Here is an 18223-nt window from a genome sequence, read left to right on the forward strand (position 1 = left end):
TTTCGTATTGGTTGGCGATTAAAAACAAGCCGTGTCTATAATTATGTTTAATAGGGAGATTGGTATGAAGATATTGTTAACGGGTGGTACTGGATTTATTGGCTCTGAATTGGTCAAGAGTTGGAACACTGACGACGTAACATTGCTGACGCGGAGTCCTGAAAATGCGAAACAAAACCTAAATCACCTCAACCAGAATAATCTTCATTACATTCAATCCATTGATGAGCTCAGTGATCTCAATGATTTTGACGTTGTAGTCAACCTCGCAGGTGAACCGATTGCAGATAAGCGTTGGAGTACAGAGCAAAAAGAGAGGATCTGTAATAGTCGCTGGCACATCACTGAAAAACTGGTCGAATTAATTCAGGCCAGCAGCAACCCACCTGAGGTTTTCATTAGTGGTTCCGCCGTAGGTTATTATGGCGATCAACAACAACACCCATTTGATGAATCATTACAAGTGGAGGATGAGAGCTTCCCTCATAAAGTTTGTGCTCACTGGGAAGAGATAGCTAAGCGAGCCCAATCAGATAGCACGCGAGTGATACTACTCAGAACGGGGATTGTATTGGGAGAAAATGGCGGTGCACTCAAGAAGATGCTTATGCCGTACAAGCTCGGAGTAGGCGGCCCATTAGGCTCTGGGGAACAATACATGCCTTGGATTCACATGCTTGATATGGTGAGAGCCATCAACCACTTATTGTCGATTCCTCACGCTCAAGGGGAGTTTAATATGTGTGCTCCGCACCCTGTCACCAATAAACTGTTCAGCAGCACACTAGCCAAGCAACTACGCCGACCGCATTTCTTGTTCACTCCGAAATGGGCTATGTCGCTTCTGATGGGAGAATCATCTTGTTTGCTATTTGACAGCATTCGATCCAAACCGAAGAAGCTCACTGAAACGGGATTCAACTTTAGTTACTCTAGGATCGAACCTGCATTAAAAAACTTGTTACAACATCAAGACTAATTCTTTACCCTAGAGCGATAGAGACTCTAATAAAGGATTAAGTGTGAACAAGTCGATTCTTATTACCGGTTGCTCAACAGGTATTGGCTATACATGTGCCCATGCACTTCAAAAGCGCGGCTTTCATGTCATTGCATCTTGTCGTGACCCACAAGATGTTCAACGCCTTCAAGATGAAGGTCTCACCTGCATCCAACTCGATCTTTCCAACCAAGAAAGTATTGAAAATGGTGCCAAGCTTGCGATTGAACTCGCACCTGACGGGTTGTATGGATTATTCAACAACGGTGCTTACGGCCAAGCAGGGGCGCTAGAAGACTTACCGACTCAAGGCCTCAGAGAGCAATTCGAAACCAACTTCTTCGGCTGGCACCATCTTGTTTGTCAGATCCTTCCGCATATGCGTGAACGTGGCGAAGGCCGAATCGTACAAAACAGTTCAGTGTTAGGCTTCGCCGCTATGAAATATCGCGGCGCCTACAACGCTTCAAAGTTCGCTATTGAAGGTTGGACTGATACTCTACGTTTAGAACTACATGGCAGCGGTATACACATTTCATTACTTCAGCCCGGCCCTATCGAAACCCAGTTTAGAGCCAACGCCCTGAAAGCGTTCAATAAATGGATCAACATTTCTGGCAGTGTCCACCAAGAAGCTTACCAACAGCAAAAAGACCGACTTGAAAAAGAGTCGTCGAACAACGCTTTTGTCCTGCCTGCTGCAAGCTGCATTGAACCCGTTTTTCATGCGCTGACTGCCGATAAACCTAAGTTAAGGTACCGAGTTACGACACCAACCAAGGTATTCGCTGTGTTAAAAAGACTCCTACCAAGCCGCTTGCTAGACCCTATTTTAAGAAAAGCAGCATAAATGAGTAACTTTGAATGCACAGTCGCAAACTTTAATGTAACGATGTAATTTATTCGTAACAATAAGATGTCATGATTTAGACTATCTCATCAATTATTCCCAATTGATGAAGCTACTTCTGGATATTTCATGACTTTAAACCGCCTTAATTGGGTAGGTGTGAGTTTGGCTATTACGTTGTTTATTCTGTTTTGAATATCTTAAGTAATACCTCACTGGCCACCTCAATGAGAACGCTGTGTCTTCCGTGTTGAGATAACAACTCTATCAACATCGAAGCATGGCGTTTTTCTATTTTTAGCGCTTTTTATCTGAGATAACTGAGTTAGATCTTGAAGTTACCGACTTCTCACCCCATATTTGCAACGTATCCACAAAACAAACCTCAAGGAACGTAAATGCAATCTCCGCATATTGTTGAACTTAATGAGCAGAACTTTCGTCAAGTATTAGAAGGTTCGATGCAGACCCCTGTACTCATCCATTTTTGGGCACCAATGAGCCAAGAGAGCGCCCAAGTCATTCCTGAACTCCAAACATTAACTCAGCAATACAACGGTGCTTTTACTTTGGCCCTACTGAAATGCGAGCAAGAACAAGCGATTGCTAGCCAGTTTGGTGTTCAAGCACTGCCTACGATTGCACTGTTTGTTAACGGTCAACCTGTCGATGGACTGGGTGGTCCTCAAAGCTTAGACGCGATTGTAGAGATGCTAAGCAAACACCTTCCTAGTCAAGATGAACTCGCGCTGCGCCAAGCTCTTGAGTTAATGCAAGCAGGCGATCACACTCAAGCTCTAGCGGCAATGCAGCAACTTCCTTCTGAGCTTACAAGCAAAGGTGAAGTAAGACTGGCGATAGCAGAGTGTTTGTTAGAAACACAACAGTTTGACCTTGCTGAAACTCAGCTAGCAACCATCCCTCTTGAGTACCAAGATAATTACTACAAAGGCTTAGTTGCGAAGCTTGAACTTCATAAACAGGCAGCAGACAGCCCTGAGATTCAAGCCCTAGAATCCGCTCTTCAGCAAAACCCAAGCGATGCTAAAACGGCCTCTGAATTAGCACTGCAATACCACCAAGTGAACCGTAGCGAAGAAGCAATGGATCTACTGTGGTCTTTCCTAGCAAAAGATCTTAATACTCTCGATGGTGACATGAAGAAAGAATTCATGGATATCTTGAGTGCGCTTGGACAAGGTAACGCGGTTGCGAGTAAATACCGTCGACAGTTGTACTCTCTGCTTTACTAGTCAGGTTCTGTAACAGCTGAGTCGTAAGTTAACTATCAAATCTAAATTCAAGCAAATCCACCTATTAGATTTTCGAATGTAAAACATCACAATGGGCCATAAAATCAATGTTTTATGGCCCATTTCTCATTTATAAATTTGCCCCGCCTTTAAATATGCGCCAGTATGAGTAATAAACATTCAAAAACTTAAACTTGCAAAGGACTTTGTATGCCTATTGATACCTTGATTACTATTGGCGTCTTTACTGCCGTCGCACTGTTATTTATCTTCGCTGGTGTAAAAACCGTTCCACAAGGCAACAACTGGACCGTTGAACGCTTCGGACGATACACACATACTCTCAAACCGGGTCTTAACTTAATCATTCCATTTATTGATAAAGTTGGACAGCGCATCAGCATGATGGAGCGTGTACTCGACATCCCAGCACAAGAAGTCATCTCTAAAGACAACGCGAACGTCGTTATTGATGCGGTGTGTTTTGTTCAGGTTATCGACGCCCCTAAAGCAGCTTATGAAGTAAATGACCTTGAGCACGCGATCCGTAACTTAACCCTCACCAATATCCGTACTGTGCTTGGCTCGATGGAGCTGGATGAAATGCTCAGCCAGCGTGACATGATCAATACCAAATTGCTTAACATCGTCGATGAAGCAACTAATCCTTGGGGCGTAAAAGTTACGCGTATTGAGATTAAAGACGTACAACCGCCAGCCGATCTTACCGCTGCAATGAATGCTCAGATGAAGGCAGAACGAAACAAACGTGCTGATATCTTAGAAGCAGAAGGCGTAAGACAAGCAGAGATCCTAAAAGCAGAAGGTCACAAGCAGTCAGAAATCCTGAAAGCGGAAGGTGAAAAACAAGCTGCAATACTTCAAGCCGAAGCTCGTGAACGTGCTGCAGAAGCAGAAGCGAAAGCGACAGAAATGGTATCGACGGCGATTGCTCAAGGCGACATGCAAGCTGTAAATTACTTTATTGCACAAGGCTACACCGACGCACTGAAATCAATTGGCCAAGCAGAAAACGGCAAGATCATCATGCTACCGCTTGAAGCAACAGGCCTAATGGGTTCTGTGGCTGGTATTGCAGAGATGTTTGCACATAAGAATGACAAAGGTAGTAAGGACTAACTTATGGTCGAATTACTAGAACAAGTAAACCACTGGCACTGGCTGGCATTTGGTCTAGCACTGCTTGCACTTGAACTGGTTGGAACCGCTGGTTACTTTTTATGGATAGGCATATCTGCCATGTTGGTCGGTGCACTTTTGGGTGCTCTACCAATTGGTTGGCAGATGCAATGGCTGTCCTTTGCAAGCTTCTCACTTATCACGACTTGGTTGTGGTGGAGAAGACAACTCTCGAATGACAAGCAATCGGATGCAGGGCGAGAGTTAAACCAAAGAGAAAAGCAACTGGTAGGTCAAACCGTTATTCTAAGTGAAGACGTAAAGAAAGGTAGCTGTCGAATTAAGTTCGGTGACTCTTCTTGGTCTGCAAAGGCGAGTCAAGATATCCCATCAGGCACCGAAATTAAGATTGTCGCTTTAGACGGAATAGTTCTAATAATAGAACCTTTATAATCAAGTGCTATATGGAGCCTGCATTTTCAATAAATGCAGGCTTTTTCTATTTTTGAACCTTAATAATATTCGAATTATCATTGCGATAGATTGAATTGAAAAAAAAATAAGTTCTTATTTCGTAAAGCTAAAAAGTTTGATTAAGCTAAAAAGGTATAAGAAAGCCAGATTTCTTGCCCAAGATATATATGAATAATTAGCCTGACTCTCGCTTAATTATAATTATTAAAAATGTTAAGTCCGTCCAATTTTTGAAATTTTCTTTCCCTTGTCCATACTTTCATTTATCTCAATCAGAGATAAACCTAATGGAGTTTGTATGAGACATTTTTTAATCATTCTAACGGCTATTTTCAGCTTATCATTCGGAAGTGCTCTCGCGAGCAGTCAGTCTCCTGGTAACGGAAACATGGGGCCAATTGTAAAATGCTCAGATGGTAATGCAGTCACTCACGTACCATTGCTGATCTGTAAACATTACGGCGGAAAAGTGCTGTGATAGGAGACTAAAGTCAGGCTAGTAATGTAATTGCGGCCTGACGATTCTTTTTAGCTGACATAACCTAACTGCGGCCAGATAAATTGTTTAAGATAGGACATTCCGTTGAAGCATCACCAGGGCAATCATGAACCCAAGATTGCAGTTGAGCTTTCATCTTATTTAATTCAGCAAGCTTCAACTCTATTTCGTCTAACTTCTGCGTTGCCTTCTTTTTTACCTCGTAGCTTTCTCTATCGGGGTTCATTGCCAAATCAACTAGTGCTTTACACTCATCAAGGGTAAATCCAACCATTTTAGCTCTTAGTACAAACTCCAACTGTTCGATGTGAATCTCGCCGTATTGCCTATAGCCGTTTTCTGAACGATGTGGAGGACTCATCATGCCTTTACTTTCGTAAAAACGAATGGATTTCGCTGTTGTACCAACACGCTTCGCTACTTCACCAATATTCACAATCTTACCTGTAAGCCTAAAATGAAAAACCGCAGTACTGCTGTTATACAATACTGCGGTTGAAAAACATAGTTAGGGCGTAACGTTAAAGGCTTACTCTTGCTCTAACAACCAAATAATAGTTTGAGATTTTTCTTCACTATCTAGCTTGTTGAACCAGTATGAAACCATTTCGATCTCTTTTGAGCCTTCTAGTGATGCAGGGTTAGCGTTCTTACGGTTCTTGAATGCCCAATCTGTCACTGCAGATTGTTCTTCTTTTGTTGCTTCGCCGTACCAGTAGTTAACCATCTCTTGTGCTTGTGATGCTTTGGGTTCTTCAGCAACTACAGCCGCAACAGGCACCGCTACTGGAGCAACAGCGATAGCTGTATGATTATTTGCGCCATTATAGATTGTGTCGATATACGCTTTCGGCACAATAAAAGTTGTACTCATTGTTGAGTTTTGTCCATCAAGCGTAAACTCTAAATTCTTTTCTCTTGATTGCTGAATGTCAGCATCACTTAATGGAAATTTAATATATTGAGTCTTTGTACAGTGCTCACTGCAGCTTTCTCTTGGAACTTGTCTCTCTTCTAGCTCTATCGTCTTACCAAAAAAGCTAACAGTTTCGTACTCTTTATAACTTTGGAAGTAGCTTACATCCATAGTGATTGAAGATTCTGGAGCTGAATTCTGTGTTACTTCTTTGTTATACGTAAAGTAAAGTGACGATTTCATGATATCCGCCCCTACATTAGCTTTACTTTCAGCCACATAAGATTGTCCAGTCACTTGAATGTAACCACCTTTAGGCTGTACATCTGCTACTGAATCTGCAAAATTACTTTTTGAATCAAGTGAACTACAAGCTCCCAAAAATAATGATAATACAACTACACTAACTTTATTCATTATGACTAATTCCTTATGTTCACTATGGAAAAACGCTGGCAAAATAATTTACCAGCGTTTTGATTTTTATCTAACTATTTTTAAGCCGATAACTTTAGCTTAGAAACCGTACTCAAGACCAACGCGAGTTACGATATCTGTATCAGCGTCACCAACTGTACGACCCGCTACACGTAGGTAAGGTACGAAGCCATTGTGAACCGCCATTAGCTGACCAGAGATAGTGTTGCTATCTGAGTTAGCGTCTTTAGAACCGTTTGTTTCAGACTCAAGGTTCGCTGCGTAACCTAGTTTGAAACCGATTGGACCGTTCCAGTATTGACCAATGATAGAGTAAGAATCTTGAGTTACTTTACGGATTCCGTTGTCTAGCTCTTCGCCTTTATATGCTGCAGCAAAACCAAAGCCTGCTGGTAGACTAGCTTCGAAGCCAACGATGTACGCAAACGTATCATCATCGTAGCCCGCAGTACCTTCAGATTTAAGGTAGTTGCCGCCTTCAGTCACTAATTGGTCATTTGCATCTTTAACACCACCAGCCACATCAGCTGCTGTACCAACAGCCCACTGATCTTCAGTTGCTGCCACTACACGAGTACCAGATTCAACCGCACCCATTAATGTTACTTTTTCGAAGCTGTATTTAGCACTTGCGCCAACGAAGTTAGCATCACGAGTCGCTGCACCACCACCGTTGTCGTTATCATCACGACCAACAGAAGCTGCAAAAGAGAAACCACCAAATTTAGCTGAATCGTAACGTACTTGGTTAGATTGACGATCGTAGTGACCGTTGATGCCGCCCCAATCGAATACAGAACCTAGACCAGGGTTAGAGAATGGCCAGTCGACGATTTCGTATAGTGGTGTCAGAACACGACCCACACGTAGGTTACCCCAAGAGCCTGAAGCGCCAACGAACGTATCACGGAAACCTAGAACACCACCTGAAACGCCACCGTGAGACCAGTCTGTGCTATCTACATAGCCAGATTCGATCTGCATTGTGATTGTAAAGTCTTCAAACATATCTTTATGAGCACGGAAGCCGATACGAGATTCGTTCTCTACTGCGTAACCAGAGCTAGAGTCATTGTTGTCAGTTGTGTTGTAGTTAACTAAAGAGATAGCTGCAACACCGTATACGTCAACGTTGAAGTCAGAGTTGATACCAACTTCTTTCGCCATTACGCCTGTCGATAAAAGTGCAACGGATGCACCTAGTAGAGTACGTTTGAAAATTTTGTTTTCCATGGAATAAAACTCCTAAAAATGGATATAGCTGTTTGAATATTCCCCGCCTAAAGTTGGCCGCCGTAGAGAGAAATACCTTTTCTTGTTTGAGAACCCTAAACTCTGAATTCTCTATTTCCTTTCTGGTTATACACATCGTGTGCATCCATGGCATTAAGACTAACTTCGCCCTCAAAAAGATCAATGAGAACTTAATTTTCATCTAAAAAAATATGAGTTGGTGCAAATTTAGTAGGTACTTAGTGATCCAGATCGATAAATTGTAAAGCTCACAACCAAAAACAATAAAAACAATAAATATCAATTACTTGAATGGAGTGCACTCTTGTAAAAATAGAAGTGACTCGCATTTTTGATACAACTACAATGGTATTTCATTAATGTTGAGCAGCGTCACTGTCCTGATTTTAGAGTTCGTATAGGAACAAAATTCTCAACAATTAAAAAGCCCTCATTTTTATATCAGAAACAAAAAAGGCACTCCCTTGAAAGAAGTGCCTTTGAGCTTTTTTTATCTGTATTTACTTACGAAATAAGGGCTATTAGATCTTCTTCGGTTCTTATTTCGATACCTAAATCTTGTGCTTTGGTTAATTTAGAACCCGCAGCTTCTCCGGCAAACAAGATGTCCGTTTTCTTCGATACGCTACCCGTCACTTTCGCACCTAATGCTTGTAACGCAGCTTTAGCTTCACTTCGACCTAATTGCGACAATGAACCTGTTAACACAACGACTTTACCTTCCAAAGGCAGTTCTTGGTCATCAGGAGCTTCTTCGATCACAGGCCAGTTCACACCAAGCTCGATTAACTGATCAACAACCGCTCTGTTTTTCTCTTGTGAGAAGAAACTGGTGATGTGGCTAGCAACGATGTCACCAATATCTGACACTTCCACTAGCTGTTCATGAGTTGCAGCTTGAACCAGTTCCAACGTCTTAAAGTGTTGCGCTAGGTTCATCGCTGTCGCTTCACCGACTTCACGAATACCGAGTGAATAGAGGAAACGCGCTAATGTCGTGTCTTTGGCTTTATTCAGCGCGCTCACGACGTTCTGTGCCGATTTAGGCCCCATTCGGTCAAGAACAGTAATCACGCCAGCACTTAGCTTAAATAAATCAGCAGGTGTTTCGACCATTTCACGGTCCACAAGCTGCTCAATTACTTTCACGCCCATTCCATCAACGTCTAGCGCCTTTCTAGAAACAAAGTGTTTAAGGGCTTCTTTACGCTGCGCCTGACACACTAAACCGCCGGTACAACGCGCTACCGCTTCGCCTTCTTCACGCTCAACCGCAGAGCTACATACAGGGCAAGCATCAGGGAAAACAATGTCTTTCGCAGTCTCAGGACGACGATCTTGTACAACCGCAACGATCTGTGGAATTACATCACCAGCTCGGCGAATAATAACGCTGTCGCCTACCTTCACGCCTAAACGAGCAATCTCATCGGCATTGTGTAAAGTGGCATTGCTGACTGTCACGCCGCCAACGAAGATAGGTTCCAGTTTAGCAACCGGCGTAATAGCGCCAGTACGGCCCACCTGGAACTCAACATCGTTAAGCAGAGTGATTTCTTCTTGCGCTGGGAATTTGTAAGCAATCGCCCAACGAGGAGCCCTAGCAACAAAGCCAAGTACTTCTTGAGCCGCGATATCATCGACTTTAATCACCACGCCGTCGATTTCATAAGCTAGTGCATCACGACGAGTCATAATATCTTGGTAATAGGCTTTTACGTCTTCAAGAGAGCTCAATTGCTTGGTCTCAGGACACATAGGTAGACCCCAACCTTTAAGCTGTAAAAAGCGTTGGTAGTGACTATTTGATAGCTCAGCACCTTGTACAACACCGACACTGTATGCGTAGAAAGCCAGTGGACGCTTCGCTGTAATACGAGAATCAAGCTGACGCAGGCTACCTGCAGCGGCATTGCGTGGGTTAACAAAGACTTTCTCGCCTTTCTTCAGCGCCATTTCGTTCAGTTTATCGAAGCCGGCTTTTGGCATAAACACTTCGCCACGCACTTCAATACGTTCTGGCCAACCTTCGCCTTGTAGCTTAAGTGGAATTGAGCTGATGGTACGTACGTTTTCCGTGATGTTTTCACCCGTTGCGCCATCACCACGAGTCGCCGCTTGAACTAATGTCCCGTTCACGTAAAGCAAGCTCACAGCGAGGCCATCGAGTTTAGGCTCGCAACAGAAAGTTTTAAGGTTCGCGGTTGGTGCTCTATCGGACATACGCTTATTGAACGCATCCAAGTCTTCGTCAGAGAATGCATTGTCTAGAGAAAGCATTGGGATTTCGTGAGTCACTTGCGTGAAGCCATCTAAAGGCTGACCGCCAACACGTTGGCTTGGTGAATCCACCGTAACAAGCTCTGGATTCTCTTCTTCGATCTTTAGCAATTGCTGCATTAATCGATCGTACTCGACATCAGGGATCTCAGGGCTATCTTCTACGTAATAACGAACGGCGTGATAATGCAGAGTTTCTCTTAACTGCTCTAAGGTAACTTGAATCGATTCTTTCATATCATTCTCTGTCGTGATTGAAATATCAAAAAGGGCTCCCTTAGGAGCCCTTTTCTATAAATATAGATTATTTACAAGGCTAAACAATACGGCTAGGCATTCGATGCCGTCATAAAGTCTCTGATTTGCTTGCGGTAGTCAGACAAACGGTTTGGTGTCATTAGGTTGCGTGACTCATCCAAAACGTTTCCGCCCATATCATCAGCAATTTTCTGCGCTGCACTCAGCATCACATTGAAGTTTTGATCTGCTTGACCGTAACAAGGCAACGTCATAAAGAACGAAATACCTTTCGTCGTGAAGTCAGCAGGGTCGTCATGTTCTAGAGTACCCGGCTGCATCATGTTCGCTACGCTGAAAATAACTTTTGGTTCGTCACTCGCTTGTGCAAAGCAGTGGTAGATAGACATCTCACCATAAGTTAGACCGTTGTTTTCCATGCTGCGGAACAGCTCAGTACCCACGAATGGGATCTCTCCAGCACAGTGAACATTAAGAACGATAACTTCTAAACCAAGTTCTTCATCTGACTTCGCTTCTTCAACAGGCGCACTTTGCGGAGTAACAACTTCTTTCGCAACAACAGGCTCACCAGGGGTGAACGTTTCGTTTGGAACAAGTGGCTCATCAACCGTCTCAGAAGTTTCTTCAAACGAACCGTACTGCTCTTTAAAGCCTGCATGGTTTTCTTTTTGTTCGTCGGTCAACTCAAAGCTTGGAACTTCAGGCTCAATAACCTTCTCATCCTTAAGCTCTTCCGGTTCACTTTCAACCTTGATTGGGTCTTCAACGCTGAAAGAAGGAAGATCATTCAATTCGATGTCGTCTTCGTGAACTTCTTTCACTTGTGGCGCTGTAAGCGGATCTGAATCGATTAGAGGATCAGTCGCAGATGGCGAAACAGCAAAATCCGGTTCTTTGCGTTCTTTTCGGATTATCTCAAAATCATCTTCTGGGGCGAATGAACGATTTGGGATAGTTTCTGCTTCATCTAAGCTATCGTTATCAAGCTTACCAAGCGGCTTATCTCCAAACTTTGCTTTCCCTTCTTTTTTACTCGTCCATAGACCATGGAACAATAATGCGGCGATAGCTAATGCGCCAACAATAATGAGTACAAATCGCAATTCCTGCATTTTTCGCTCTCAGCTTTCTTAGTCAACTAGCGATAAACACGCTGTCACTAAGTTGGGTTAATTTGGCTAATCTCACTACTCTATCAAAAGTAGCTACTGTTTTAGAACAACTTAATACAATTAGTTCCTTACGTGGTGTGATTTTCACCACGCTTTTTTTCTTAATTTTGGTCGAGTACACTAGACATGTTTGCTATTTAATCAAATTCACATGTGACCTAATTTAAATATGACTATTGAATCTGTTCCCCGCTCCGGCTTTGGCTATTTTATTTTCGGAATAAAAATCGCTTTGTCACCGAGCATTCGTAAGTTTGTACTCATGCCACTTATCGCGAACGTGTTACTCGTTGGTGGTGCCTTGTTTTATATCTTCTCCAACCTAAACACTTGGATTGAAGGTTGGATTGGTGCGTTACCAAGCTTCTTATCGTGGTTGTCATACATTTTATGGCCATTACTAGTGTTAACCATCTTGGCCACGTTCTCGTATTTCTTTAGTACGCTCGCTAACTTCATTGCCGCACCGTTCAACGGCTTGCTCGCGGAAAAAGTTGAAGAGTTGCTGAGCGGTAAAAAAGTGAATGACGATGGTTTACTTGATGTTCTCAAAGATACCCCACGTATATTAGCGAGAGAATGGCGCAAGCTTGTCTACGTTCTGCCAAAAGCGATCGGTTTATTCCTACTTTTGTTAATTCCAGCACTAGGGCAAACCGTTGCACCGTTTTTATGGTTCATCTTCACAGCATGGATGTTAGCGATTCAATACGCTGACTACCCGTTCGATAATCATAAAATCAAGTTCGATGACATGAGAAACAATTTGAAACAAAAACAAGGTAAGAGCTACAGCTTCGGTGCGCTTGTTTCTGTTTTCACGACCATTCCAATTTTAAACCTGATTGTAATGCCCGTTGCCGTTTGTGGCGCAACAGCAATGTGGGTTGCTGAGTTTAAAGACCAAGCCCTACGCTCACGTCTATAGTTCTCGTCTTTAACCCTGCCTATACTTCCTAGTTTCGCCTATCTTTTTGAAGTTCTGATTTCAATAAAGATAGGCGTCAATTCTGCTACATATCTATATGATATAACTTTTTAATCCTTTTACCTTTTTTTCAACTTGTTTAATCTAAATTCAAGCTTAACAAACATCGAAAGACACTAGACGGTAAAGTGATTGATATACTACGTTTAGTTCTGTCATTAAATGAAGGAATATCGCATGAGCAAGATCTACGAAGACAACACCCTAACGATTGGTAACACACCTCTAGTCCGCCTTAACAAAGTAAGCAAAGGTAACGTCCTAGCTAAGATCGAAGCTCGTAACCCAAGCTTCAGTGTTAAGTGTCGTATCGGTTCAAACATGATCTGGGAAGCAGAAAAAGCAGGTACTCTGAAGCCAGGTATTGAGCTTGTTGAACCGACTAGTGGTAACACTGGTGTTGCTCTTGCCTTCGTAGCCGCGGCGCGCGGTTACAAGCTAACGCTAACTATGCCTGAGTCAATGAGCCTAGAACGTCGTAAGTTGCTTAAAGCGCTTGGCGCAAACCTAGTGCTGACTGAAGCACCAAAAGGCATGAACGGCGCGATTGCTAAAGCAGAAGAGATTGTTGCTTCAGATTCAAGTAAATACCTACTACTTCAACAATTCAACAACCCAGCAAACCCACAGATTCACGAGCAGACGACTGGCCCTGAAATTTGGGAAGCAACAGACGGCGAAATCGACGTGTTTGTAGCGGGTGTTGGTACGGGTGGTACTATCACTGGTACAAGTCGTTACATTAAAGGTGAAAAAGGCAAAGCGATTACTTCAGTAGCAGTTGAACCAGCCGAGTCTCCAGTCATTGCACAAGCGCTTGCAGGCGAAGAAATCAAGCCAGCTCCACACAAAATTCAAGGTATCGGTGCAGGTTTCATCCCTGGAAACCTAGATTTAGAGATTATTGACCGTGTTGAATCGGTAACTTCTGAAGAAGCGATTGAGATGGCTCAACGCCTAATGAAAGAAGAAGGTATTCTTGCAGGTATCTCATCTGGCGCGGCAGTTGTAGCTGCGAACAGAATCGCAGAACTACCTGAATTTGCAGGAAAAACTATCGTTACCGTACTACCAAGCTCTGGTGAGCGTTACCTAAGTACAGCCCTATTTGCTGGCATCTTTACGGAAAAAGAGAACCAACAATAATATGTGGTCAAATCAATTTTTCGTCCAAAAAAGCCCCGTTTAGGGGCTTTTTTGTTGATCCCTGCCCCACCTTTGGTAATATCGGGTCTGTTTTATTTTTCGCTTCAAAATAAAAGAAGCAATAAACAAATTCTGAAAGTCATGAGTACTCAACAAAAGACGACCATGGCTGGATAAAAATTTATAACCAGTCTAAGTTCTAACACGAACATGGCGTACTAGCCTCTAGCGCATTTGGGCTAAAGCAGTTAAGCTAATCTGGTTACAAACTTACAAAAAATAAATTAATTGGGGTATATAAAATGTACGAGAAGCAAGTAGAAATCACAGCAGAAAACGGTCTTCACACTCGTCCAGCTGCACAGTTCGTTAAAGAAGCAAAATCTTTCGACGCTGACATCACAGTGACTTCTAACGGCAAAAGCGCTAGCGCGAAAAGCCTGTTCAAACTACAAACTTTAGGCCTAGTAAAAGGTACTAACGTTACTATTTCAGCTGAAGGTCCTCAAGCTCAGCAAGCAGTTGACCACCTAGTTGCTCTTATGGATCAACTACACTAATACGGTCTCCTTCTTTCAAAGCCATTTTGCATAGCAAAGTGGCTTTGTTCGAAATAGATAGGAATAAGCGCGACATTAGTCGACGACTTAAAGTCACACACTCTCCCGTTTACAGTTGAACAACTAAGGTAAGGCTATGATTTCAGGCATCCTAGCATCTCCTGGTATTGCTTTCGGTAAAGCACTACTACTTCAAGAAGATGAAATTGTCCTAAACACTCAATCTATCTCTGACGACCAAGTTGAAGCAGAAGTACAGCGTTTCTTTGACGCTCGTAACAAATCTTCTCAGCAACTTGAAGTTGTTAAGCAAAAAGCACTTGAAACTTTTGGCGAAGAAAAAGAAGCAATCTTTGAAGGCCACATCATGCTGCTTGAAGATGAAGAGCTAGAAGAAGAGATTTTAGCACTCATCAAGAAAGACAAAATGCACGCAGACAACGCGATCCACACTGTGATCGAAGAGCAAGCTGTTGCACTAGAGTCTCTTGATGATGAGTACCTAAAAGAACGTGCAACTGATATCCGTGATATCGGTACTCGTTTCGTTAAAAATGCTCTAGGCATCAACATTGTATCTCTAGCAGACATCAATGAAGAAGTTATCCTAGTAGCTTACGACCTAACGCCATCTGAAACTGCACAAATCAACCTAGACTACGTTCTTGGTTTCGCTTGTGACATCGGCGGTCGTACATCTCATACTTCAATCATGGCACGTTCTCTTGAGCTTCCAGCTATCGTTGGTACTAACGATATCACTAAGCAAGTTAAGAACGGCGACATGCTTGTGCTAGACGCGATGAACAACAAGATCATCATCAACCCTTCTGAAGCTGAATTAGCGGAAGCTAAGAAAATCAAAGCAGATTTCGAAGCAGAAGCGGCTGAACTAGCAAAACTAAAAGATTTGCATGCTGAAACTCTAGACGGTCACCGTGTAGAAGTTTGTGGCAACATCGGTACAGTAAAAGACTGTGACGGTATCCTGCGTAACGGCGGTGAAGGCGTTGGTCTGTACCGTACTGAATTCCTATTTATGGACCGTGACGCGCTTCCTACTGAAGAAGAGCAATACGTTGCTTACAAAGAAGTAGCTGAAGCAATGGAAGGCGAGTCAGTGATTATCCGTACTATGGATATCGGTGGCGACAAAGACCTACCATACATGGACCTTCCACAAGAGATGAACCCTTTCCTAGGCTGGCGTGCAGTACGTATCAGCTTGGATCGTCGTGAAATCCTACGTGACCAACTACGTGGCATCCTACGCGCATCTGCACACGGTAAACTACGTATCATGTTCCCAATGATCATTTCTGTTGAAGAGATCCGTGAACTGAAAAAAGCAATCGAAGAGTACAAAGTTGAACTTCGCGCTGAAGGCCTAGCTTTCGATGAAGAAATCGAAATCGGCGTAATGGTTGAGACTCCAGCTGCTGCTGCAATCGCACACCACCTAGCGAAAGAAGTATCTTTCTTCTCTATCGGTACTAACGACCTAACGCAATACACTCTTGCGGTAGACCGTGGTAACGAAATGATTTCTCACCTATATAACCCACTATCTCCTGCTGTTCTTACAGTAATCAAGCAAGTGATCGACGCATCACACGCTGAAGGTAAGTGGACTGGTATGTGTGGTGAACTTGCTGGTGATGAGCGTGCAACGCTACTTCTTCTTGGTATGGGTCTAGATGAGTTCTCTATGAGCGGTATCTCTATCCCTAAAGTTAAGAAGGTAATTCGTAACTCTAACTTCGCTGAAGTTAAAGCTATGGCTGACGAAGCACTATCTCTACCTACAGCTGCAGAAATTGAAGCTTGCGTAGAAAAATTCATCGCTGAGAAAACTCAGTAATCGCCAAATGCTTAATAAAGTTAGACGGCTAAAAATAGTCGTCTAATTTGTTAGATTGGTATAGTATATTCTACAGAATAAAACTAAACGTTAGGAGCATGACACAATGGGTCTGTTTGACAAACTGAAAAAGCTTGTATCTGATGACAGCGCTGATGCTGGTGCAATCGAAATCATCGCACCTCTTTCTGGTGAAATCGTAAACATCGAAGATGTGCCAGATGTAGTTTTCGCTGAAAAAATCGTTGGTGACGGCATCGCGATCAAACCAGCTGGCGACAAAATGGTAGCTCCAGTTAACGGTACTATCGGTAAGATCTTCGAAACTAACCACGCATTCTCTATCGAGTCTGACGACGGTGTTGAGCTTTTCGTTCACTTCGGTATCGATACTGTTGAACTTAAAGGCGAAGGCTTCACTCGTGTAGCTGAAGAAGGTCAATCTGTTAAAGCTGGTGACACTATCATCACTTTCGACCTAGCGCTTCTAGAAGAGAAAGCGAAATCTACGCTTACTCCAGTTGTTATCTCTAACATGGACGAAATCAAGGAGCTGAACAAGCTTTCTGGTTCTGTAACTGTTGGCGAAACTCCAGTTCTTAAAGTAACGAAGTAATCTCGATTACTTATCTGCTTTAATGAAAACGCTACCTAAGGGTGGCGTTTTTTGTGCCTGCTGTTTTTTTCAACACCTCAGATAGCAATACTGACTATCACACCAAAACTCTTCTCCAAGCTCCCTCAAAGAATCACAACCACACTGACCGTTTGCGCCCCACTACCCAACTAGGTTTTGACTAAACGTTATTAAGCGCTATTCAATGCATTTCGCCTATACATCAAATTACACTTGTGATGTGTAACAAACAGCAGTTCTCTGATATCTCGTTCTACTCGATTCTGAGATGACGACTAAAGACTTCGATTCAGGTAAGCAATAGAAGATCAATACCACCCTGTAGTCGTCATTCCCTACAGTGAGGAAAAAGCGTGATAGGGAATCTCGCTTTTGCTTCTGTTTACCCGTACTCCACTTTTCCAAATACACCTTCACCAAATTTCAGGCAATAAAAAACCCAGCCGAAGCTGGGTCTGTTTAGCGCTCATCTCTCACCACGAGCTAATTTGTGGAAGCCTAACGTTGACACTTTTGGTCAACGTGGCTTTTTAATCGATCAACCTAGTAGGCTAAGTGCCGAGTTCGGTGCTTGCTTCGCTTGAGCAAGAATCGAGCTTGAAGCTTGAGAAAGAATCTGAGACTTAGTCATCTGAGTCGTTTCTTTCGCGAAGTCGGTATCTTTAATACGGCTCTTAGATGCATTAACGTTCTCGTTAATGTTGTCTAAGTTACTGATAGCGTGGTCGAAACGGTTTTGGAAAGCACCTAGCTCAGCACGGTGGCTGTCTACGTACTTGAGTGCCGCATCGATTACTGCTACAGATTCTTGTGCGCCGCCAACAGACGTTACGTCGATAGTATCAACCGTTACGTCTTTGCCAGGTTGCATGCCTAGTTCGCCAGCAAGACTACCAGAGAATGCCACTTCGCCTTCAACTTTGTTGTTACCAGTAAACATTTGTAGCTTACCATCTTCAGTTACAGACGCTTTCACAGAGTCTTGTTGACCGTTGATGTACGTTGCTAGCTCTTCGATGTCGTCACCCGCTTTTGCGCTGATGTCGATTTCTTGTGCTTGACCGAAGTTATCAGTGAACGACAGTTTTAGGTCGTTAGAGCCTGCTTGAACGTTCCAATCTTTGTCTTTCGCGTTCTCAGTTTGGTAGCTCTTACCACCCATCTGAGCATTATCAGAGCGCATGTCTTTCAGTTGAAGCATTACCGCTTCACCGTTATCCGCACCGATTTGGAATGATTTAGTACCGTGAGTACCGTTAAGCAGTTTGTTACCACCAAAAGACGTTGTTTCCGCGATACGGTTTAGTTCATCGTTCAGTGCTGTTACTTCTTCTTGAATCGCTACACGCTCAGATTTTGAGTTTGAGCCGTTTGAAGATTGTAGAGACAAATCACGCATACGTTGCAGGATGTTCGTTGTTTCGTTCATTGCACCTTCAGCAGTTTGTGCAATAGAGATACCGTCATTCGCGTTACGTACAGCAACATCAAGGC

The 18223-nt window shown here is 43.1% G+C and carries 17 protein-coding genes; 11 read left to right on the forward strand and 6 right to left on the reverse strand.

Annotation, left to right across the window (positions count from 1 at the left end):
• Positions 1-64: 64 nt before the first annotated feature.
• The 6 genes from CWO27_RS03440 to CWO27_RS03465 all read left to right on the forward strand — a co-directional run bounded on the left by CWO27_RS03440 (position 65) and on the right by CWO27_RS03465 (position 5195).
• Positions 65-979, forward strand: coding sequence for a TIGR01777 family oxidoreductase (locus CWO27_RS03440; protein WP_102479481.1), 915 nt, complete (start codon positions 65-67; stop codon positions 977-979).
• A gap of 43 nt (positions 980-1022) precedes the next feature.
• Complete coding sequence (locus tag CWO27_RS03445; RefSeq protein WP_048664658.1) at positions 1023-1850, forward strand: SDR family oxidoreductase; 828 nt, start codon at positions 1023-1025, stop codon at positions 1848-1850.
• Positions 1851-2248: 398 nt separating this feature from the next.
• On the forward strand, positions 2249-3103 hold the full coding sequence (locus CWO27_RS03450; protein ID WP_107898534.1) for a co-chaperone YbbN: 855 nt from the start codon (positions 2249-2251) through the stop codon (positions 3101-3103).
• Positions 3104-3313: 210 nt separating this feature from the next.
• Positions 3314-4243: an SPFH domain-containing protein gene (locus tag CWO27_RS03455; protein WP_017063395.1), complete on the forward strand. Its 930-nt coding sequence runs from the start codon at positions 3314-3316 to the stop codon at positions 4241-4243.
• A 3-nt stretch (positions 4244-4246) separates the two neighbouring features.
• Positions 4247-4696 carry an NfeD family protein gene (locus tag CWO27_RS03460; protein ID WP_048660872.1) on the forward strand — a complete coding sequence of 150 codons (450 nt, stop codon included), beginning with the start codon at positions 4247-4249 and terminating at the stop codon, positions 4694-4696.
• A 319-nt stretch (positions 4697-5015) separates the two neighbouring features.
• Positions 5016-5195 carry a hypothetical protein gene (locus CWO27_RS03465; RefSeq protein ID WP_017061927.1) on the forward strand — a complete coding sequence of 60 codons (180 nt, stop codon included), beginning with the start codon at positions 5016-5018 and terminating at the stop codon, positions 5193-5195.
• 64 nt (positions 5196-5259) lie between these two features.
• Here the strand turns inward: CWO27_RS03465 and cueR are convergent, their stop codons facing one another.
• From cueR to zipA, 5 genes are all read right to left on the reverse strand, one after another.
• Positions 5260-5652, reverse strand: coding sequence for a Cu(I)-responsive transcriptional regulator (gene cueR, locus CWO27_RS03470; protein ID WP_048660873.1), 393 nt, complete (start codon positions 5650-5652; stop codon positions 5260-5262).
• A 93-nt stretch (positions 5653-5745) separates the two neighbouring features.
• On the reverse strand, positions 5746-6549 hold the full coding sequence (locus tag CWO27_RS03475) for a DUF2057 family protein (RefSeq protein ID WP_107898535.1): 804 nt from the start codon (positions 6547-6549) through the stop codon (positions 5746-5748).
• Between the two features lie 99 nt (positions 6550-6648).
• The gene (locus CWO27_RS03480; protein ID WP_107898536.1) at positions 6649-7803 is read right to left on the reverse strand and encodes a porin; all 1155 of its coding nucleotides are present in this window, start codon (positions 7801-7803) and stop codon (positions 6649-6651) included.
• Between the two features lie 525 nt (positions 7804-8328).
• Positions 8329-10341, reverse strand: a complete 2013-nt coding sequence (gene ligA / locus CWO27_RS03490; RefSeq protein ID WP_107898537.1) for an NAD-dependent DNA ligase LigA — start codon at positions 10339-10341, stop codon at positions 8329-8331.
• Positions 10342-10433: 92 nt separating this feature from the next.
• A complete protein-coding gene (zipA, locus tag CWO27_RS03495) occupies positions 10434-11477 on the reverse strand; it encodes a cell division protein ZipA (protein ID WP_107898538.1) in 1044 nt (347 codons plus the stop codon).
• Positions 11478-11706: 229 nt separating this feature from the next.
• Between zipA and cysZ the strand changes: the two genes are divergently transcribed.
• From cysZ to crr, 5 genes are all read left to right on the forward strand, one after another.
• A complete protein-coding gene (gene cysZ, locus CWO27_RS03500) occupies positions 11707-12465 on the forward strand; it encodes a sulfate transporter CysZ (protein ID WP_048660878.1) in 759 nt (252 codons plus the stop codon).
• Between the two features lie 237 nt (positions 12466-12702).
• Complete coding sequence (cysK, locus tag CWO27_RS03505) at positions 12703-13671, forward strand: cysteine synthase A (protein ID WP_107898539.1); 969 nt, start codon at positions 12703-12705, stop codon at positions 13669-13671.
• 302 nt (positions 13672-13973) lie between these two features.
• A complete protein-coding gene (locus tag CWO27_RS03510) occupies positions 13974-14231 on the forward strand; it encodes an HPr family phosphocarrier protein (protein ID WP_004734263.1) in 258 nt (85 codons plus the stop codon).
• Between the two features lie 136 nt (positions 14232-14367).
• Positions 14368-16092, forward strand: coding sequence for a phosphoenolpyruvate-protein phosphotransferase PtsI (gene ptsI, locus CWO27_RS03515; RefSeq protein ID WP_048660880.1), 1725 nt, complete (start codon positions 14368-14370; stop codon positions 16090-16092).
• Between the two features lie 106 nt (positions 16093-16198).
• The gene (crr, locus tag CWO27_RS03520) at positions 16199-16708 is read left to right on the forward strand and encodes a PTS glucose transporter subunit IIA (RefSeq protein ID WP_004737851.1); all 510 of its coding nucleotides are present in this window, start codon (positions 16199-16201) and stop codon (positions 16706-16708) included.
• 559 nt (positions 16709-17267) lie between these two features.
• Here the strand turns inward: crr and CWO27_RS03525 are convergent.
• Positions 17268-18223, reverse strand: a 956-nt coding sequence (locus tag CWO27_RS03525) for a flagellin (RefSeq protein ID WP_107898540.1), incomplete at its 5' end; no start/stop codon positions are given.

The organism is Vibrio sp. 10N.286.51.C3 (assembly GCF_003050065.1).
Classification (GTDB): Bacteria; Pseudomonadota; Gammaproteobacteria; order Enterobacterales; family Vibrionaceae; genus Vibrio; species Vibrio crassostreae.